The organism is Idiomarina ramblicola, assembly GCF_003987255.1.
GTDB classification, from domain to species: domain Bacteria; phylum Pseudomonadota; class Gammaproteobacteria; order Enterobacterales; family Alteromonadaceae; genus Idiomarina; species Idiomarina ramblicola.
On record NZ_PIQC01000006.1, the window covers coordinates 1 to 18,579 of the forward strand.

The 18,579-nt window shown below is 46.7% G+C and carries 18 protein-coding genes; 11 read left to right on the top strand and 7 right to left on the bottom strand.

Annotated features, from left to right (window positions below):
* Window positions 1–379 precede the first annotated feature (379 nt).
* The 5 genes from CWI78_RS08615 to CWI78_RS08635 all read left to right on the top strand — a co-directional run bounded on the left by CWI78_RS08615 (window position 380) and on the right by CWI78_RS08635 (window position 6,746).
* Window positions 380–2,782: a TonB-dependent receptor plug domain-containing protein gene (locus tag CWI78_RS08615; RefSeq protein ID WP_126782200.1), complete on the top strand. Its 2,403-nt coding sequence runs from the start codon at window positions 380–382 to the stop codon at window positions 2,780–2,782.
* A gap of 171 nt (window positions 2,783–2,953) precedes the next feature.
* A complete protein-coding gene (locus CWI78_RS08620) occupies window positions 2,954–3,271 on the top strand; it encodes a hypothetical protein (RefSeq protein WP_126782202.1) in 318 nt (105 codons plus the stop codon).
* Between the two features lie 44 nt (window positions 3,272–3,315).
* The gene (locus CWI78_RS08625) at window positions 3,316–3,726 is read left to right on the top strand and encodes a copper chaperone PCu(A)C (protein WP_126782204.1); all 411 of its coding nucleotides are present in this window, start codon (window positions 3,316–3,318) and stop codon (window positions 3,724–3,726) included.
* A gap of 29 nt (window positions 3,727–3,755) precedes the next feature.
* Window positions 3,756–4,442, top strand: coding sequence for a TIGR04219 family outer membrane beta-barrel protein (locus tag CWI78_RS08630; protein ID WP_126782206.1), 687 nt, complete (start codon window positions 3,756–3,758; stop codon window positions 4,440–4,442).
* Window positions 4,443–4,538: 96 nt separating this feature from the next.
* Window positions 4,539–6,746, top strand: a complete 2,208-nt coding sequence (locus tag CWI78_RS08635) for a bifunctional diguanylate cyclase/phosphodiesterase (protein WP_126782208.1) — start codon at window positions 4,539–4,541, stop codon at window positions 6,744–6,746.
* Between the two features lie 2 nt (window positions 6,747–6,748).
* On the opposite strand, the gene CWI78_RS08640 is transcribed toward CWI78_RS08635, so the two are convergent.
* From CWI78_RS08640 to CWI78_RS08660, 5 genes are all read right to left on the bottom strand, one after another.
* The gene (locus tag CWI78_RS08640) at window positions 6,749–7,222 is read right to left on the bottom strand and encodes a DUF3299 domain-containing protein (RefSeq protein ID WP_126782210.1); all 474 of its coding nucleotides are present in this window, start codon (window positions 7,220–7,222) and stop codon (window positions 6,749–6,751) included.
* Window positions 7,219–8,445: an ABC transporter permease gene (locus CWI78_RS08645; RefSeq protein WP_126782212.1), complete on the bottom strand. Its 1,227-nt coding sequence runs from the start codon at window positions 8,443–8,445 to the stop codon at window positions 7,219–7,221. Before CWI78_RS08645 ends, CWI78_RS08640 begins: the two co-directional genes overlap by 4 nt.
* Entirely contained in the window at window positions 8,442–9,137 is a 696-nt protein-coding gene (locus CWI78_RS08650) for an ABC transporter ATP-binding protein (RefSeq protein WP_126782593.1), read from the bottom strand. The genes CWI78_RS08645 and CWI78_RS08650 overlap by 4 nt, the downstream gene beginning before the upstream one ends.
* Before the next feature lie 27 nt (window positions 9,138–9,164).
* Window positions 9,165–9,695 carry an inorganic diphosphatase gene (gene ppa / locus CWI78_RS08655; protein ID WP_011235490.1) on the bottom strand — a complete coding sequence of 177 codons (531 nt, stop codon included), beginning with the start codon at window positions 9,693–9,695 and terminating at the stop codon, window positions 9,165–9,167.
* A gap of 96 nt (window positions 9,696–9,791) precedes the next feature.
* Window positions 9,792–10,775 carry a class 1 fructose-bisphosphatase gene (locus CWI78_RS08660; RefSeq protein ID WP_126782214.1) on the bottom strand — a complete coding sequence of 328 codons (984 nt, stop codon included), beginning with the start codon at window positions 10,773–10,775 and terminating at the stop codon, window positions 9,792–9,794.
* A 150-nt stretch (window positions 10,776–10,925) separates the two neighbouring features.
* On the opposite strand from CWI78_RS08660, the gene mpl reads away from it, so the two are divergent.
* The 6 genes from mpl to panP are packed head-to-tail and all read left to right on the top strand — an operon-like array spanning window position 10,926 to window position 16,942.
* On the top strand, window positions 10,926–12,287 hold the full coding sequence (gene mpl / locus CWI78_RS08665; RefSeq protein ID WP_126782216.1) for a UDP-N-acetylmuramate:L-alanyl-gamma-D-glutamyl-meso-diaminopimelate ligase: 1,362 nt from the start codon (window positions 10,926–10,928) through the stop codon (window positions 12,285–12,287).
* Window positions 12,287–12,907, top strand: a complete 621-nt coding sequence (locus tag CWI78_RS08670; RefSeq protein ID WP_126782218.1) for a flavin prenyltransferase UbiX — start codon at window positions 12,287–12,289, stop codon at window positions 12,905–12,907. Before mpl ends, CWI78_RS08670 begins: the two co-directional genes overlap by 1 nt.
* Window positions 12,908–12,915: 8 nt before the next feature.
* Window positions 12,916–13,845 (top strand): ABC transporter ATP-binding protein, encoded by a 930-nt coding sequence (locus tag CWI78_RS08675; protein WP_126782220.1) that lies wholly within the window; start codon window positions 12,916–12,918, stop codon window positions 13,843–13,845.
* Window positions 13,842–14,618 (top strand): ABC transporter permease, encoded by a 777-nt coding sequence (locus tag CWI78_RS08680; protein WP_126782222.1) that lies wholly within the window; start codon window positions 13,842–13,844, stop codon window positions 14,616–14,618. The genes CWI78_RS08675 and CWI78_RS08680 overlap by 4 nt, the downstream gene beginning before the upstream one ends.
* On the top strand, window positions 14,618–15,292 hold the full coding sequence (trmB, locus tag CWI78_RS08685) for a tRNA (guanine(46)-N(7))-methyltransferase TrmB (protein ID WP_126782224.1): 675 nt from the start codon (window positions 14,618–14,620) through the stop codon (window positions 15,290–15,292). The genes CWI78_RS08680 and trmB overlap by 1 nt, the downstream gene beginning before the upstream one ends.
* Complete coding sequence (gene panP, locus CWI78_RS08690; protein WP_126782226.1) at window positions 15,293–16,942, top strand: pyridoxal-dependent aspartate 1-decarboxylase PanP; 1,650 nt, start codon at window positions 15,293–15,295, stop codon at window positions 16,940–16,942.
* On the opposite strand, the gene panC is transcribed toward panP, so the two are convergent.
* Together panC and panB are read right to left on the bottom strand one after the other, a co-directional pair.
* Entirely contained in the window at window positions 16,935–17,780 is an 846-nt protein-coding gene (gene panC / locus CWI78_RS08695) for a pantoate--beta-alanine ligase (RefSeq protein WP_126782228.1), read from the bottom strand. The genes panP and panC overlap by 8 nt on opposite strands.
* Window positions 17,777–18,577, bottom strand: coding sequence for a 3-methyl-2-oxobutanoate hydroxymethyltransferase (panB, locus tag CWI78_RS08700; RefSeq protein ID WP_126782230.1), 801 nt, complete (start codon window positions 18,575–18,577; stop codon window positions 17,777–17,779). The genes panC and panB overlap by 4 nt, the downstream gene beginning before the upstream one ends.
* Window positions 18,578–18,579: the final 2 nt, after the last annotated feature.

Below are 18,579 nucleotides of genomic sequence, written 5' to 3' on the forward strand. Positions count from 1 at the left end.
GCGAGAGTAGGTCACCGCCAGACTACAAATAAATAACCCCAGCCCAATCGGCTGGGGTTTTTTATTTCTGGTGGTGACCTACTGAGAGTAGGGTGAAGCGGGTCCCTGGTAAAGCCAACCATTTGGCTTTACCCCGCTGAACAGGTTGAGCTCTGCGAAACCTTGTCCAGACTACAAATAGGAAGACCCCGGTGCTAACGCGCCGGGGTTTTTTTATGTCTATATTTCAAACTCAAAGATCTACTGTTGTTCTGAACATGCACCTGATGCAAAAGCATCAGGTTACTATAACTTTTGCTTATACCTAATTGCTTTCCAGACTGAACCAAACCCCGCATAGCCTGCTATATTCATTGTATAACTATAGTGGGAGAGCAGTATGAAACGTTTTAATGCGATTACACTTGCTTTAGCAAGTTCATTTTTCATCACACCAACTGTATCAGCTCAACAAGACTCGGCAGCTGATGAGGTTGAAGAAGTTATTCAGGTAGTTGGATCCCGATTGTCGATGCGCACTGCGACAGATGGTGCTGCACCGGTCGATATTATTAGTGGAGAAGATCTAGCGGCGACAGGCATTACAGAAACCGCTAAGGCGCTGCAATACGCGGTACCGAGCTTCAATTATCCATCATCATCTGTTACGGACGGAACCGACGCCGTACGACCTGCCTCTTTGAGAGGGTTGTCGCCTGATCATACCTTAGTACTTATTAACGGGAAGCGCCGCCATAGTTCAGCTTTAGTGCACTTGAACGGAACGACAGGACGAGGAAGCTCTAACGTTGATCTCAACGCTATTCCAATGGCTGCAATTAAACGAATTGAAGTTTTAAGAGATGGTGCGGCGGCACTGTACGGTTCTGATGCGATTGCTGGCGTGATTAATATTGTCTTAAAAGATAATGACAGCGGGGGGAGTGCAAATTTTCAAGTAGGTCAGACACATAAAGGTGATGGAGAGCAATGGAAGCTTTCCGCTAGCTCAGGGTTTGCTATTGGCAGCGATGGTGCTTTTACATTATCCGGCGAATTACAGCATAAGAACCGAACCAACCGAGCTGGACTCGACCCTCGTCAGCAATATCCGGAGCTGCCGGGCGGCGCAGCTGATCCAAGGGAAGAAACGTTTGATAGAAAAAGTTTCCATGTTGGCGATGCGGAATATGAAAATGCCGCTTTGTTTGCAAATCTTGATGTAGCTATCGGAGAAGGGAATTTCTATGCTTTCGGTGGTGTTAGCGATCGCACGTCACAATCAGGAGCGTTTTATCGCAGGGCCTTGCAGAGTAATACATTAACTGAAATTTATCCTGATGGTTTTTTGCCTATTTTAGCTCCAGATGTTGAAGATCATTCAGTTTATGCTGGTTATGAATGGTTAGTCGGGGAATGGACATTAGACTTCAGTGGCGGCTACGGCTTTAGTAAATTTCAATATAATGTCGAAAACTCATTAAATGCTTCTTTAGGTCCAGACCTTACACCGACTTCTTTTGAAGCCGGGACACTAGAAAATAGTGAATCGAATGTGACTTTTGATGCGCAGAGATTTATTCCATTTGCCAACAATTCAGAGATTTCTCTGGCAATGGGCATCAGTTACCGTGAAAACTCTTATCAGGTAATTGCCGGTGATGAAGCATCTTATATTAATGGTGGCTATCAGGATCGCCCTGCGGGTAGTCAAGGTTTTACCGGCTTTACTCCGGAATCTGCTGTCGATGAATCGAGAGACAACATTGGTGTGTATGTTGAAGCTGAAAATCAGCTAACCACGGACTTTATGTGGGGGGCAGCGATTCGTCATGAGGATTACTCAGACTTTGGCAATAACACCAGCTGGAAGCTTTCAGGTCGGTATGATTTAACTGACAGAGTGGCGGTGCGCGGTGCCATCAATACAGGCTTCCGAGCTCCTAGTGTACAGCAATTGTATTTTACCAACATTTCCACTCTGTTTGTTGATCGTGGGGACGGGCTAGAACCAGAGCAGTCAGGCACATTCAATAATATTAGCCAGGTAACTCAGGCTTTAGGAATTGGTAATCTGCAACCCGAAGAGTCTGAAAGCGTGAGTCTTGGAATGGTCTGGAATGGCTATGATGGGTTAGCGATTACAGTAGACGCATTCCAGATAGAGATAGAAGACCGGATTATCCTTTCAGGAGATGTTGCACCTACCGATTCACCTGCCGTTGAAGAGGCTTTGGCCGGAACATCGGCGGAGAATGCGCGCTTCTTCCTGAATGCCGTAGATACAACAACCAAGGGGTTGGATATCGTGGCCAGTAAAAGCTTCGGTATCGGTGATTATGGTGATCTGAAAGCACAACTGGCTTATGGCTATAATACTACGGAAATTGACTCTATTAACCTGCCGCAGCTATTGGACGGTTTGGATGATGTCTTGTTCGATAGTGACGAACAAATACGGATGACGCAGTCGACCCCTGATCATTCAGGCTCAATCGGTTTAACCCATACCAAGGATAAATGGACGACGAACGTTCAGTTTAGTTATTTTGGTAATTACTCAATAGGCTATACAAGCGGAACTGAAACCTATGGTCCAAACTGGATAACAGATGTAACCGTTAATTATCAGTGGAACGATGCGTTAGCGTTAAAAGTGGGAGTTCAGAACTTGTTCAGTGAATACCCTGACGAACGGGCTGAAGGTAATCAGTTCAATGGTATTTTTAAGTACCCGTTGACGAATTCACCGGTTGGCTTCAATGGCGGGTATTTTTACTCGGAAGTCGAATATAAATTTTAGTTACTAACCAAAACGAATATTAGTAAAAACCGCCAAATATTGGCGGTTTTTTTATTTTAACCGAACCGTTATTTATATAAGTATATGAAAATAAATAACTAAATAGTTGGCACGGTAGTTGTACTTAAACGAGTAAGTATTGTTATATTGCTCACTATTGGGGTTATCGTTATGTCTAATCGCAGCTTTGGTTGGTTACTGGTTTTATCTGTCATCGGTCTGTTATTTTTTGCTGAAGAAATATTTTCAGTCTTTGGAATGGCAATTGGCTCGGTGATAGAAATCTCTGTCACGCTATTAGTTAGTCTCTTTTTTGTGGGACTGGTTTTCTTTATTGTTACAACCCTATTTGGCAGTGTGCTCTTCGGAATTGGTGCTGCCTTTATCGCCTTGTTGTTAAGTGGAATAGGACTTTTCTGGCCTTTGATCCTTTGTGTTCTGGTTCTTTACTTTATCTTTCGCAAACCAAAGGTTTCTAGAACGGGCTAATCACGTGTAATATACAGCCTTAGTTAAATAAAGAGGCTAGGGCAATGTTCAAAGTAATTCTGGCAGCGCTGTGTTTTTTCCCGGTTGTCGCTACGGCTGACTCGCTAAATGCGACTGAAGGTTGGGCTCGTGCGAGTATCCCCGGAACTGAAAATGGCGCTGCATACGCAACTCTTGAGAATCCACACGACAAGACCATCCATGTCACGCATATTAGCTCGGATGTGAGTAAGACTGCAGAAGTTCACCGTCATGTTATGTCAGGTGATGTCATGAAAATGGAGGCGGTAGAGCCGTTATCAATTGAACCTGGCGAGGTTATTAAATTTCAGCCCGGCGGTTACCATTTCATGTTGTTTGGATTAACCTCCCGTCTTAAAACGAATGACACGTTCTCTCTGATTCTGCACTTTGACTCAGGTTCAAAGCAAGAAATTCAAATTTTGGTTAAGTAATAAAGGTTCGAAACCTTATAGGAACAATTATGTATAGAAAAACCATGCTTCTAGCCGCAGCGTTAGCGGTTGCTCCTAATGCGTTGGCCGATACGGTATTTGGTGTTTATGCCGGCGGACAAATTTGGAATGCCAATAATGAAGGTCAATATGCGGTTGGTTCTAATTTAATAGAACCTAATTTCGAAAATGAAAACCACAACAGTTACTATATTGCGCTTGAACACCCAGTCCCTTTAATTCCTAATATAAAAGTAAGGCAGAATACATTAGAAATTGAGGGTGGTTACGGAGAGAATGACTTTAGTCATAGAGATTACATTTTATACTACGAAATTTTCGATAATGATTTGGTGTCTTTTGACATTGGTGTAAACGCAATGGATTTTGACGGTACTTTGCGTACCCCGCTCAGTAATAATTTTGCTCGTCAGGATTTCTCAGTTATCGTGCCAACAGCGTACGCCGCAGCTCGAGTGGGAATACCCGCAACTGACTGGACATTCTTCGCTGACGTTAGTGCCCTTAGTGTGAAAGATAGCAAAGTTCAGGACGCTCAAATTGGTGTGGAGTATCGTATGGTAGAGAACTTAGCCGTGGATATTAACCTTAACGCAGGCTACCGCCACTCAGTTATTGAACTTGATGATGTTGATGAAATTTACTCCGATGTGACCTTCAAAGGGCCATTTGTTGGGGTAGAAGTTCACTTTTAATCGATTAATTAGGTTATTCAGAGCTTGCAGGCCATTCATTATATAAGCTAAATTGTTATATGTTTGTATTTAATTATAAATGGATGGCCTCGGCGAATGGTCAGTAGTCAAGACGAACCTCTATTTCTTCACGATGATGATGAAGTAACTCAGGCAGAATACAGTAAAGGTTTTTGGAAAATCCTAATTGTCGATGACGATCAGGAGATTCATGCTGTGACGAAGATGGCCTTGGCAGATGTGATCATTAGTGGTCGTCAGCTTGAGTTCCATCATGCTTACAGTGGGAATGAAGCGCTTGACCGACTGAGTGAGCATGATGACATAGCGATGGTGTTACTTGACGTTGTCATGGAGACCGATAACGCAGGTTTAAAAGTGGCTCAGGCTATTAGAGAGCAGTTGGGCAATGATGAAATAAGAATTGTCTTACGCACTGGACAGCCAGGTTACGCGCCGGAAGAAAGTGTCGTTAAAAACTACGACATTAATGACTACAAAACAAAAACAGAACTCACACGAAGCCGATTATTAACCACCGTATTTTCTGCCGTTCGCTCCTATCAGCAACTCTGTACCATCAATGAAAACCGCCGAGGTTTACGTAAAATCATTCATTCCGCCTCAAACCTTATGGAGAAGCACTCTATTGTTAATTTCTCCGAAGGTGTGGTGACGCAAATTGCGTCATTGCTTGGTTTAAGTGCTGAGGGGATTGTGGGCGCCAGAGCACCGCATAAAGACAATGATATTCTGGTATTGGGAGCCGCAGGACATTTTGCTGATAGCATCAATAAGAGCTTATCAACACTGAATTCAGATGAGATAGAAAACAGTGTCCGGCAATGTCTTAATGAAAGACGGCATATTCATACTGAAGATGCGACCGTCTTTTTTATTGATGGCCAGGTGCATCAGGCGGCTGCCTATATAGAAACAAAGAACATTGTCGCCGAATACGATCAAGAGCTTTTAGAAGTGTTCCTGGCAAATATCGCCGTTGGCTTTGAAAATGCGAACTTATTTGAAGAGTTGCAAACTGCCGCCTACCTTGACCCCTTAACGAGTATTCCAAACCGCGCTGAATTCACTCGTAACCTTCAAGTTTTGTCTGAAAAACCAGATAAAGATACGATGATTGCCGTCATCGACATTGATCACTTTTCCGATGTGAATGATGGTCTAGGTCAGGATGTGGGTAATTTATTGTTACGTTCAGTTGCGTTGCGCTTAGCCGATCAGCTTGGTCGTAACGTGTTTGTTTCGCGCATTGCGGCCGATGTTTTTGGTATTTTTGGGCCGACAGATATTGTCACACCTAATGCGTTTACTGAGCTTTTTTCGCTGCCCTTTAGAGCCGGAGAGCATTATATTCCGCTGCGGGTAACCTGCGGTTTTGCATCCGCTGGTAATCCGGAAAAGGTCAATGGCAAAGGGCTATTGAAACAAGTTTATATTGCTTTAAAGAATGCGAAGAATAACTCTTTTGACCGCTACAACTATTATGAACCGTCGATGGAGCAAGATACCCAGCGTCGGCTTCACTTGGTACGTCGCCTACGGGCGGATTTTGCTAACAGGAAACTGGAAGTTTGGTATCAGCCCCAGGTGGAGTTAACAACCAAAAAGGTGATAGGGGTAGAAGCATTACTGCGCTGGCCTCAAAGCGATGGCTCTTTTATTTCTCCAGCGGAGTTTATTCCTTTAGCTGAATATTCGGGACTTATTGTTGAAATTGGATCCTGGGTTATTGAAGAGGCTTGTCGACAGATCAATGCATTTGATGAGATTGGCCTGCCACAACTAAGAGTTGCTGTTAACGTATCGGTACCTCAGTTTCGTAAACGCGACTTTCCTGAACTTGTCGAAAAGCAAATTGAGCAGTGGGGGATTGATCCAGAACGAATTGAACTGGAAATAACCGAAAGTATCGTTATGGAAGACCCTGACTTGGTCGCCGATATTTTAAGGCGTTTAAAGCAGCAAGGCATTAAGGTTGCCATTGATGATTTCGGCGTTGGCTTTTCCTCGCTGAGCTATCTCCAGAAATTGCCGCTCGATCGAATTAAGATAGACAAAACCTTTGTTAATAATTCCGATCAGACGAGCGGACAAATCATTATAGAGACTATTGTTGATATGGCTGGGCGGTTAGGGTTAAATGTTTTAGCTGAAGGTATTGAAGAGCAAGCCCAGCTTGATTACTTTTTGGGTTTAGAGTGCGCTGAAGGGCAAGGTTATTTCTTCGCTAAACCTATGCCCGCAGATCAATTAATCAGCTTACTGCAACAGCAAAAGAGTTAAGCTTAGTTGTAAACTTCAACACTATCGGCGTCCATTTGATAGCCGACAACGGCAAGTTCACCCTCTTTGCGCTCGACTTTGATGGTACCTTCTATCCAAACCGCATCATAAGTGTTCTCATACGGAACACCTTCTTCGTATTGAACGTGAATAATTTGGTTCGGTGGCGGTGGTGGCACATGAATGCACGCGCCGAAGTAAGGAACTAACAAAAACTCAGTGACCTTGTCGGCATCACCTTCTAGTTGGACAACATAGCCGGGAATACGAACTTTCTTACCGTCCAGAGCTTCGACGACAGGCGCATCCAGGTTAGTTTGTCTATCTTCTTCAGGGTTCGCGTCATAGTAAGACTGAGGTTTAACCGGAGGCGGCGTAAAACCTTCGGGAATTAAATCTTTCCAGCCAATTTTTTCAGCAGCCGCGAACGAGGGAAAGGTTAGCATTAATAATACAACCGCTAATAACTTCTTCATATCTTCACCGTGAGTCCATCTGCAAGAGATTGGCGATAAGCTCGCCAAGCCGGAATTAAACTTAACATAAAGCCAGCAGTAATAACGAGCGCAATACGCCACCATTCACTAATGCTGGGCCAGGTGGTGTTGAATATTAGCCCGGTCTGAGACTGAATAACGCCAGCTAAGGACCACTGCAAGCCATAAAGCAAAAGCAGGCCTGAGAAAGCGCCAACTACGGTCAATACCAGAGCTTCACTGAGCAGCAGACCAAATATGGTTCCGGGACCGGCACCAACGGCTCTTAAGACCGCCATTTCGCGACGACGTTCCCTTAAGCTGGCAAGCATAATCGTCAGCATACCCAGTAGACCAATCAGCACCACCATAGCTGAGATGGCCGTTAAGGCCTGCTCAAAGACTCGCAGTGTTTTCCAGAGTTCCTGCAGGGTCATACCGGGTAAAAGAGCCGTTAACGGCTCTTTGTCGTAGGTATTTATTTGGCGTTGCAAGCGCAAGGCCAGAGGCTTCGCTTTTAAGCCAAGGAGAGCGGCACTGATGCTCTCCGCCGGAGCCTCGTTGTGGTGATCATGTTCAGAGTGTTCATGCTCACCGCTGTGGATCATGTCGAGACTGTGCAGTGTCACTAGTACCGCCTGATCAACCGGAGTTCCGGTGCGTTTCAGTACGCCGGTAACGGTAAGCGGGTGCTCTTCATGTTCGCTAAAGCTAATGCCGCCACTGCCGTGGGCAATAATAATTTCATCGTCAATGATTTTGGATAGCTTCTCGGCAGCATCGGCTCCTAGTACGACTTCCTCATCTGAAGCAAAAGCACTACCTTGAGAAAACTCCAGAGCCTGCTTGTCGCCGTACTTAAAATGCTCGAAATACGCATTGGTTGTTGCGACAACGGGTAGCCCCTGAACACTGTCACCTAATGACATGGGTATTGCCCAACTGACTTCCGGACGTTCACTGATATCGACGAAGCTTTCCCAGCTCATATTGTTGGTCATACTGCCAATATGGAAAACCGAAGACAGTAACAACTGTGTTTGTCCGGTGCGTGCGCCAATAATTAAGTCAGTGCCAGAAACCGTGTTAGCAAAATGGCTTTGCACTTGTTCACGAACGCGCTCAACGGCTAACAGTAAGGTAACGCTGACAGCGATAGCGATAACCGTCAGAACAACACTGGCGCGCCGATTCATTAAGCTTTTTATGGCCAGGCGGATCATGATTGAGCTCCTGCCTGATTGAGTGTGTTGAGCTCAACATGCTGGTCAAAATACGATGATAATGCCGCGTCATGAGTAACAAAAATAACGGTGGTGTTATTTTGGCTACTGAGCTCAAGCAGTAATTGAATAAAGGTATCCCGGTGCTCTGCATCCAGTGCAGAAGTTGGTTCATCCGCTATAAGAAGCTTAGGCGCACCTAACAAGGCTCGTGCCGCGGCAACACGTTGCTGCTGACCAACACTGAGAGTATGAGCCGGTTGCTCAATTTGTGTGGAATTTAACCCTAAGCGCTGCAGCATCTCAGTTGCGGTAGCTTCAGCAGAGCTGCCTTGTTCTGCGATACGTTGCCGCCTTTTTTTGGAGAATTGACAGGCGAGCAGCGCATTATCTAAAGCCGATAAATAGGGCAGCAAATTAAATTGCTGGAATATATAGCCAATATTGTCAGCACGATAACGGTCTCGTTGTCTGCCTGACAAATTAGAAAAAGCGGTTTCAAACAGATTTAAAGAACCACTTTGTGGGGTATTAATGCCGGCCAGCAGCGATAGCAGTGTCGATTTTCCACTACCGCTGGGGCCGCGTAGCAGCACCGTTTCACCTTGCTTTATTTGCCAGCCAGGAATATCCAGGGTGGGTCGTTGTCCTGCCCAGGAAAAAAGCAGATTTTCTATGCTGACAGCATGCATTATGTCGGTGCTACGATTCACTCTAAATTAAGACTTTTTCGCACGCTCAAAAGAAGACACAATTTCTTCTTTTGCTGCAGCGGCATCACCCCAGCCGTCAACTTTAACCCACTTACCTTTTTCCAGCTCTTTGTAACGCTCGAAGAAGTGAGTGATTTGTGCTTTCAGCAACTCAGGCAGGTCATCAACGTCATTGATGTGATCGTATTCTTTTGTCAGCTTACTCACCGGCACGGCGATAACTTTTGCGTCTTCGCCCGATTCGTCGGTCATCTTCAATACGCCAACCGGACGGCATTTAATAACAGAACCAGCCTGCAGCGGGTATGGAGTCGGGACGAGTACGTCAACCGGGTCACCATCCAGAGACAGTGTCTGGTTAACAAAGCCATAGTTGGCCGGATAAAACATAGCGGTCGCCATAAAGCGGTCAACCCACAATGTACCGGTGTCTTTATCAACTTCGTATTTAATCGGATCGGCGTTTGCCGGAATCTCGATGATGACGTTAACTTCTTCTGGCATGTTCGCGCCAGCCGTTACGTTTCCTAAGCTCATAGTACTTCCTGCTGTAGTAATAAAATAATAAAAGGTACTGCGCGATTATAGCGGCTCGGAGGACTCACGCAATAGCCGCGCACTATCGACATCAGTCTAATAAGGTTTTGGGTGCTGTTTATGGTAATCCATGCACACATCGACTTCGTTAGCGGACCCCATAACCACCGAAACACGCTGGTGAATATGCTCTGGTACAATTTCCATTAAACGGCTGTACCCGTCTGTGGCTTTTCCGCCAGCTTTTTCTACCAGCATAGCCATGGGCGAGGCTTCGTATAAAAGACGCAGTTTAAAAGGTTTTTCCGGCTTGCGTGAATCCCAGGGGTAAGTGAATAAACCGCCACGTGAGATAACGCGGTGCACATCAGAGACCATCGCTGCATTCCAGCGCATATTAAAGTTCTTACCACGGGGCCCTTCTTCGCCTTCCAGCAAGTCGCTAATGTAAGCACGGATAGGGTCAGCCCAGTGACGGCGGTTCGACATATTAATCGCGAACTCTTTGGTGTCTTTGGGAATTTCGGCTTTTTCCTTGGTGAGTAAGAACTCACCGACGGTTTGGTCGAGCGTATAAATTCGTACGGCTTTACCGGTTGTCATTACCAGCATGGTCGATGGGCCATACAATACGTAGCCGGCTGCGACTTGCGCTTTACCTGGCTGTAAAAACATACTTTCGCCTGTCTCTTCACCCTCAGGTTTGCGCAAAATAGAAAAAATAGTACCCACTCCACCGTTGATATCGATGTTAGAGCTGCCGTCCAGTGGGTCGAACGCGACCAGATAATGCCCTGAGTTCGGGCTCTCCACGATGGAGTCTTCCTCTTCAGAAGCTACCGCATGAACGTTAGGTGATTCCAGCAACAGGGTTTTTAATAGCTGATTTGCAACAACATCGAGTTTTTTCTGTGTCTCGCCCTGAATGTTTTCATCCAGCGTCGAGCCTAATACACCAGCTAATGCGCCCTGATGCAGACGGAAAGAAATTTCCTTGGCTGCAATTTGAATGGTGTTAATAACAGAGATAAGCGATTCGCTGGTCTGATCCGCTCTCAGTGTTGGTAATAAACGTTTCATGAAAGTTCCTGCAGCTCTGGTTGTTGGATGCTTACAAATGTATGTTCAGAGAGCGCAAATGATACCTTATTTTTTGGTAAAAATCCTGCTTGTCAGCGACGACGGTGGTACACTTTCGATATTTTTTAAACGAACGGGTTTGGATAACGCATGCACATTCATATCGTCGGGATTTGCGGTACTTTCATGGGGGGCGTTGCCGCTATTGCACAGCAGCTAGGACACCGTGTCACCGGGTCTGATGCTAAGGTTTACCCGCCTATGAGTACGCAACTGGAAAATCTTGGTATCGAATTGATGCAGGGCTACTCCCAAAACAACTTAAAGCCGCGCCCCGATATCGTGGTTATTGGTAACGCGTTAAGCCGCGGTAACGATGAAGTGGAAGCGGTTTTACGTGAGCGTATTCCCTATGCTTCAGGCGCTCAATGGCTGCATGATAATGTATTAACTGAACGTTGGGTTCTGGCGGTTGCCGGTACGCATGGTAAAACCACTACGGCCAGTATGCTAAGCTGGATTTTACAAGATAATGGCTTCGATCCCGGCTTTATGATTGGTGGCGTACCTGGCAACTTTCCTGTCAGCGCCCGCTTAACCGATTCGAACTTTTTCGTTATTGAAGCCGACGAGTACGATACGGCGTTTTTTGATAAACGTTCCAAGTTTGTTCATTACGCACCGGATACGTTAATTTTGAACAATCTGGAATTTGATCACGCGGATATCTTCCCTGACTTAGCCGCGATTCAGCGGCAGTTTGCGCATTTATTGCGGGTGGTTCCCGATACCGGACAAGTGATTTTACCCAGCGACGATGCTGCGCTGGAAACGGTTCTTGAGCAAGGCTGCTGGAGCCCGGTGGTGCGCATGGGTGAGCAGGGTGAATGGCAGACTAAACTGCTAAAAGCGGACGGTACTGAATTTGAGGTTCACTACCAGGGGCAATGTGTTGCACGGGTTAACTGGAACCTACTCGGGATTCATAATGTGAATAATGCCATGATGGCCATTATTGCGGCAGCCCATGTTGGTATTAAAGCAGAGCAAAGCGCACAGGCTCTTACCTTATTTAAAAGCCCTAAAAGGCGTATGGAATTACTGGGCGAGCACGGCGGCATAAAAGTCTTTGATGATTTTGCCCATCACCCCAGTGCAATTAAGACAACCGTATCTGGCTTGCGTCAGCATCAACCGGAAAACCGTATTATTGCGGTGCTGGAACCGCGTTCCAATACCATGAAAATGGGTGTTCACAGCGAGACTCTGGCTGAAGCGTTGACTGATGCTGATGAGATTTTTGTACTTCAGCCTGAAGGGCTCACGTGGCAGCTGGCCGAGAAAATGCCAGATGCGCATTTGTTTGAGTCCACCGATGATTTACTGGCGGGGTTGCTAAACGACGTAAATGCAGGGGATTCCGTACTCATTATGAGTAATGGCAGCTTCGACGGTTTGCACCAGCGTTTTATTACAGCGCTGCAACAACGGGATGACACAGGAACCGAATAATGAAGACAGACAATAGAATCACTGTTGCGATAACTGGTGCCTCGGGTGCCCCTTATGCGTTGCGTTTGTTACAATGTTTGCTTGATCAAGATCAACAAGTGCTGTTGCTAATTTCAAGTGCCGCGCGGGTGGTGCTGGCGACAGAGCAGGACATGCAAATTCCGGCATCACCTGAAAAAGCAGCCGCTATGTTGCGCGAGTATTTCTCGGTGGACGCCGAGCAACTCAAAGTTTATGGCAAAGAAGAGTGGTTCTCGCCGGTTGCCTCCGGTTCTGCGGCGCCTGCGAAAATGGTGGTTTGCCCTTGTTCAACCAGTACCTTGTCGGCTATTGCTCATGGTAGCAGTAATACGCTGATCGAGCGGGCCGCGGATGTCGTAATGAAGGAGCGAGGACAACTCATTTTGGTTCCGAGAGAATCGCCGCTTTCGACTATCCATTTACAGAATATGCTGCAACTCAGTCAGCAAGGCGTGACCATAATGCCGGCTGCACCAGGCTTCTATCATCAACCTGAAAGTATTGATGATTTAATCGATTTTATGGTGGCCAGAATTTTGGACCACCTTGGCCTTGAGCAGCGTTTAGTTAACCGTTGGGGCTACGGAAAGGAGTCATAAAGAGGTTTATGAAAGCTTTAGAAATTAAAGACTTGCGCAAGACATACCGAGGGGGCTTTGAAGCCTTAAAGGGCATTAATCTCGTAGTTGAGGAAGGTGACTTCTATGCGCTGCTGGGTCCTAATGGTGCCGGTAAGTCGACCACGATTGGTATTATCTCTTCGCTGGTTAATAAAACGTCAGGTTCGGTGAAAGTATTTGGTTATGACCTGGATACACAACTTACCGATTTAAAACGCCAAATTGGGTTGGTGCCTCAGGAATTTAACTTCAATCAATTTGAAACGGTTCAACAAATCGTGGTGAACCAGGCAGGGTATTACGGTGTGCCGCGCTCGTTGGCGAAAGAGCGTTCCGAAAAATATCTGAAGCAGTTGGGGTTATGGGATAAACGCAATGAGCCGGCTCGTTCTTTGTCTGGCGGCATGAAACGTCGTCTGATGATTGCCCGTGCACTATTGCATGAACCTAAGTTATTGATTTTGGATGAGCCTACTGCAGGTGTTGATATTGAGTTGCGTCGTTCAATGTGGGACTACCTGACCAAAATTAACCAGCAGGGTATTACCATTATTCTGACCACGCACTATCTGGAAGAGGCTGAAATGCTGTGCCGTAACATTGGCATTATTGATAGTGGCCGAATTATTGAAAACACCTCGATGAAGCGCTTGCTGGCGCAGTTAAGTCGCGAAACTTTTGTACTGGATTTAAAACCAGGCCATAACGGAGCTGAGATTAAAGACTTTAATCATCGTTGGACTGACGAACAGACGCTGGAAGTTGAAGTGGATAAAAATGCCGGGTTGAATGCTGTGTTCGAACAGCTTTCTGCGCAAAACGTAAAAGTGTTGTCGATGCGCAATAAAGCCAACCGTTTAGAGGAGTTGTTTGTTTCTTTAGTCGAGCAAGGACGTCAGCAGGAGGAAGCGAAATGAACCATTCTGCCGCGAATTTTATTGCGTTAAAGACCATCTGGATAAAAGAGTGCACTCGTTTTCTTCGTATCTGGGTACAAACCTTGGTACCGCCTGCTATTACAATGACATTGTATTTTGTGATTTTCGGCAGCATTGTCGGCGAGCGGATAGGTGAAATGAGTGGTGTCGGCTACATGGAGTTCATTGTACCCGGGCTAATTATGATGTCAGTGATCACCAACTCCTATTCTAACGTGGCCTCATCGTTCTTCAGCGCCAAGTTTCAACGCAACATTGAAGAGATGTTGGTGTCACCCGTGCCAACTGCAGTTATTATTGCGGGATATGTTGGTGGTGGTATGGCAAGAGCTTTGATTGTCGCCGTGGTTGTCACCTTCGTGTCGTTCTTGTTTGCTGATATCCAGATTGCCCATATTGGTTATGTCATATTAACGGTGATTTTAACCTCCACATTATTCTGTCTGGGCGGACTGATTAATGCTGTTTACGGCAAGACTTTCGACGATATCTCTATTGTGCCGACATTCGTTCTGACACCACTGACGTATTTGGGCGGAGTGTTTTATTCCGTTAGCTTATTACCGGAATTTTGGCAGAAAGTGTCCATGGCAAATCCGGTGCTGTATATGGTCAATGGTTTTCGTTACGGCTTTTTAGGTCAATCTGATGTGGGCATTGGTGTCGCAATAGCTGTTTTGGTTGGCTTCAATATCCTGTTTTTTGCTGCGGCTTATTATATTCTGGATAAAGGTATAGGGATCCGCTCCTGATGCAGCAGGCAAGACCGGTTACAACAAACCAGAATGGGCCGCATGAGGATACTGAAGCGGCGGTTCGTCGCCATTTACAAAGCGAGTTTCTAAAGCCAATACAGGCTCATAACCAGCAGGCGTTTGACGAAATCAACACACAAGTTGAAAGCTGGGGTGGGCCAATCATTCTGGATTCCTGCTGTGGCGTCGGAGAAAGCACCGCTAAGCTGGCAGAGCTTCACCCTCAGGCAATGGTCATTGGAGTGGATAAATCAGCACACCGGGTCGACCGTCACAGCCATTATCAGACAAGTGAGAATGGTCAACGTTATTGGGTGGTACGGGCTGATTTGAATGATTTCTGGCGACTGGCCAATCGGGCGAACTGGCAGCCGCAGAAGCACTGCATTTTTTATCCGAATCCGTGGCCTAAATCCGCCCACTTAGCGCGTCGTTGGCATGGTAGCCCGGTATGGAAAGACGTTGTTGCACTGGGCGGCACATTACAGATGCGCTCTAACTGGAGCCTGTACTTGCTTGAGGTTGCTCAGGCGCTTAAGGTGAGCGGACATTATGCCGATATTTCATTGTTGGCAGACGACGCCGACCCAATAACACCGTTTGAACGTAAATATAAAAACAGTGGTCAGGCGTTATGGCAACTGCATGCGAACTTATCTAAGGAGCCCTGATTGAGCCCGAAAAATGATATGGCGGAAGTCAGCCAAGAGTCTCTGTATCGTATTTTTACTATACCGGAAGCTCCTGATTCTACGCTGGGTAAAATCGAAAAACATCTTTCAGAGAACCTAATGGGGTTTCTGGGGGAACACATTGTTGCGCGCGAGAAGCCGTTACAGGAAATTGAGAGGGATTTCGATAAATCACAGATCCCTGAAGAACCTCAGTTTGTTTCTGATCATACTGAGTTTCTGTTGGATAAGTTGGTTGCGCATTCTGTACACACAGCGTCGCCGCGTTTTATTGGTCATATGACGTCCGCTTTGCCGTATTTTCTACTGCCATTAGCTAAACTGATGGTCGGGCTCAATCAGAACCTGGTAAAAATTGAAACATCCAAAGCCTTTACGCCGTTAGAGCGTAACGTTATTGGTATGCTGCATCACTTGGTGTACCAACAGGATGCACCGTTCTATAACCGCTGGATGCACAGTGCCCAGCATTCTTTGGGTGCATTCTGTTCGGGTGGAACCATCGCCAATATGACCGCGCTATGGGTTGCGCGTAACCGCTTGTTACAGGCTGATGGTGATTTTGCCGGCATTGCAGCGGATGGATTAGCCGCCGGTTTACAGCATTATGGTTATTCCAAATTAACCGTAGTGGTGTCCGAACGAGGCCACTATTCTTTAAGCAAAGCAGCCGACGTACTGGGTATTGGCCGTAAGAATTTAGTTTCGGTGGCAACGGACAGCGATAACCGTATTTGCATTGATGAGCTGCGTAAAACCTGTGAGAACATTGCAAAAGAAGGTGGCAAGGTGCTGGCGCTGGTTGGCGTCGCCGGTACAACGGAAACCGGTCATATTGACCCGCTAGACGATATGGCAACCGTTGCGGAAGAAGTGGATGCTCACTTTCATGTTGATGCTGCCTGGGGTGGGGCAACGCTATTGTCTGAACAGCACCGTCCGCTACTGGCGGGAATTGAACGGGCAGACAGTGTTACCATTGATGCTCATAAACAAATGTATGTGCCCATGGGTGCGGGTCTGGTGCTATTTAAAAGTCCCTCATTGGTTAAATCCATAGAGCACCACGCGGAATACATTATTCGTCAGGGCTCTAAAGATTTAGGCTCGCATTCAATGGAAGGGTCGCGAGCGGGTATGGCAATGATGGTATTTTCCGCCATGCACGTTATAGGCCGTCGGGGTTATGAATTACTGATAAATAACAGCATTGATAAAGCGCGCTATTTCTCAAAACTTATTGCTGAGCAGGATGATTTTGAGGTGATTACGGAGCCGGAGCTTTGTATTTTAACTTACCGTTTTGTGCCGGTTAAAGTGAAAGCGGCTCTTAAAAAGGCAACGCCTGCTCAATTAGCGCGGCTGACCCCTCATTTGAACGCCCTGACCCGCTATATTCAGAAGCGTCAGCGGGAAAGTGGTCAGTCTTTTGTGTCGCGTACCAAGCTGACGCCAGCACAGTATCATCACGAGCCTACAGTGGTATTTCGTGTGGTTCTGGCTAACCCATTAACGACAGATGAGATGCTGCAGGAAGTTCTGGATGAGCAGCGTCAAATTGCTTCAAAAGCGACCAGCCTGAGGGGTGCGTTGCATACCGAGATGCGTGAACTCGGTATGCTTACTTAGAGCTGGTATTGATAACCCGCAGGTTATCAATTAAACGTGTTTTCCCCATAAAAGCGGCGGCCAGGATCACCCATTCAGGGTTGTCTGCGGTCGCTTCCTGCAAATCCGCTGCATTACGAATACTGAAGTAGTCGGGGACAAAGCCCGCGTCAGTTAACTCTTTAATTCCTGAGCGCTCCAGTTCAGCGAAGTGAGCATTTGAGCTTAATTCCGCCTTGGTTTTCTGAAGTGTACGGTAAAGAGCTGAAGCTTGCTGTTTCTGTTCGACCGATAAATAGCCGTTGCGAGAACTCATCGCTAAGCCGTTGGTTTCACGCTGTGTGGGTGCGCCCAATACTTCAACGGGTAAGCTTAGGTCTTGTGTCATTAAGCGAATGACCTGTAGCTGCTGGTAGTCCTTTTCGCCAAATACGGCCAATTGCGGCTGCACCATATTAAACAGTTTGCAAACAATGGTTGCGACACCGGTAAAGTGTCCCGGGCGACTGGCTCCACAGAGAATATCACTGATACCCGGGACTTCGATGCGAGTTTGCTTATCGAGTCCTCGGGGGTAAACGTCACGGACTTGCGGCGTAAATACGGCAGAAACGCCAAGGGCATCCAGTGCCTGGCAGTCGGCTTCTAAGGTGCGCGGGTAGCTGTCGAGATCTTCGTTTGCGCCAAACTGCATGGGGTTAACAAAAATACTGGCCACGACATTATCGCAACGCTCCAACGCGGTCTTTACTAAATGCAGGTGTCCATCGTGCAGGTTGCCCATGGTCGGTACCAAAGCAACTTCTGACTGTTGCTGGCGCCACTTTCGAAGTTCAGCCAGTGACTTGAGTATTCTCATTTGTAACTGTGCTCTGACGTTGGGAACTCGCCTGAACGTACTTGTTCTGCAAATGAGCGAAAAGCATCGGCAAGAGAGCCGCCCTGGCCTAAGAAATCTTTAGCGAACTTAGGCAAGTAGTCGCTGTTCATACCCAGCATGTCGTGCATGACAAGAATTTGACCGTCGGTATCCGCACCCGCACCAATACCAATGGTCGGAATCGATACCTGCTCAGTAATGCGTTTGCCAAGTGACGCCGGAACACATTCCAACACTAGTAGCTGCGCACCGGCCTTTTCAAGCGCTAATGCCTGGTTGAGTGTATCGTCAGCTTGTTGCTGCTCTTTACCCTGCACTTTATAACCACCCAGAACATTGACTGACTGGGGCAATAATCCCAAGTGAGCACAAACCGGAATGCCGCGAGTTTTTAAGCCTTCAATGGTCTCGACTAACCATTGTCCGCCCTCTAATTTAACCATGTTGGCACCGGCCTGCATTAAGCGGGCGGCAACCTCGTAGGCTTGCTCGGGCGTGCTGTAAGTCATGAAGGGCATATCAGCTATAACAAAGGCATTGTTGGCGCCACGACGAACACACTGCGTATGATAAACCATATCGTCGATGGTGACCGGTACAGTGGAGTCTCTGCCCTGTACAACATTGCCGAGCGAATCGCCGACCAGAATAAAATCGACGCCCTGTTCGGTCATGAGCTTGGCAAAGCTTGAATCGTAGGCGGTCAGGGAACTTATTTTGGCCCCTTCTCTTTTCATTTTCTGTAATGTTGCAATGCTGGTTTTGGTTGTTGCCATAA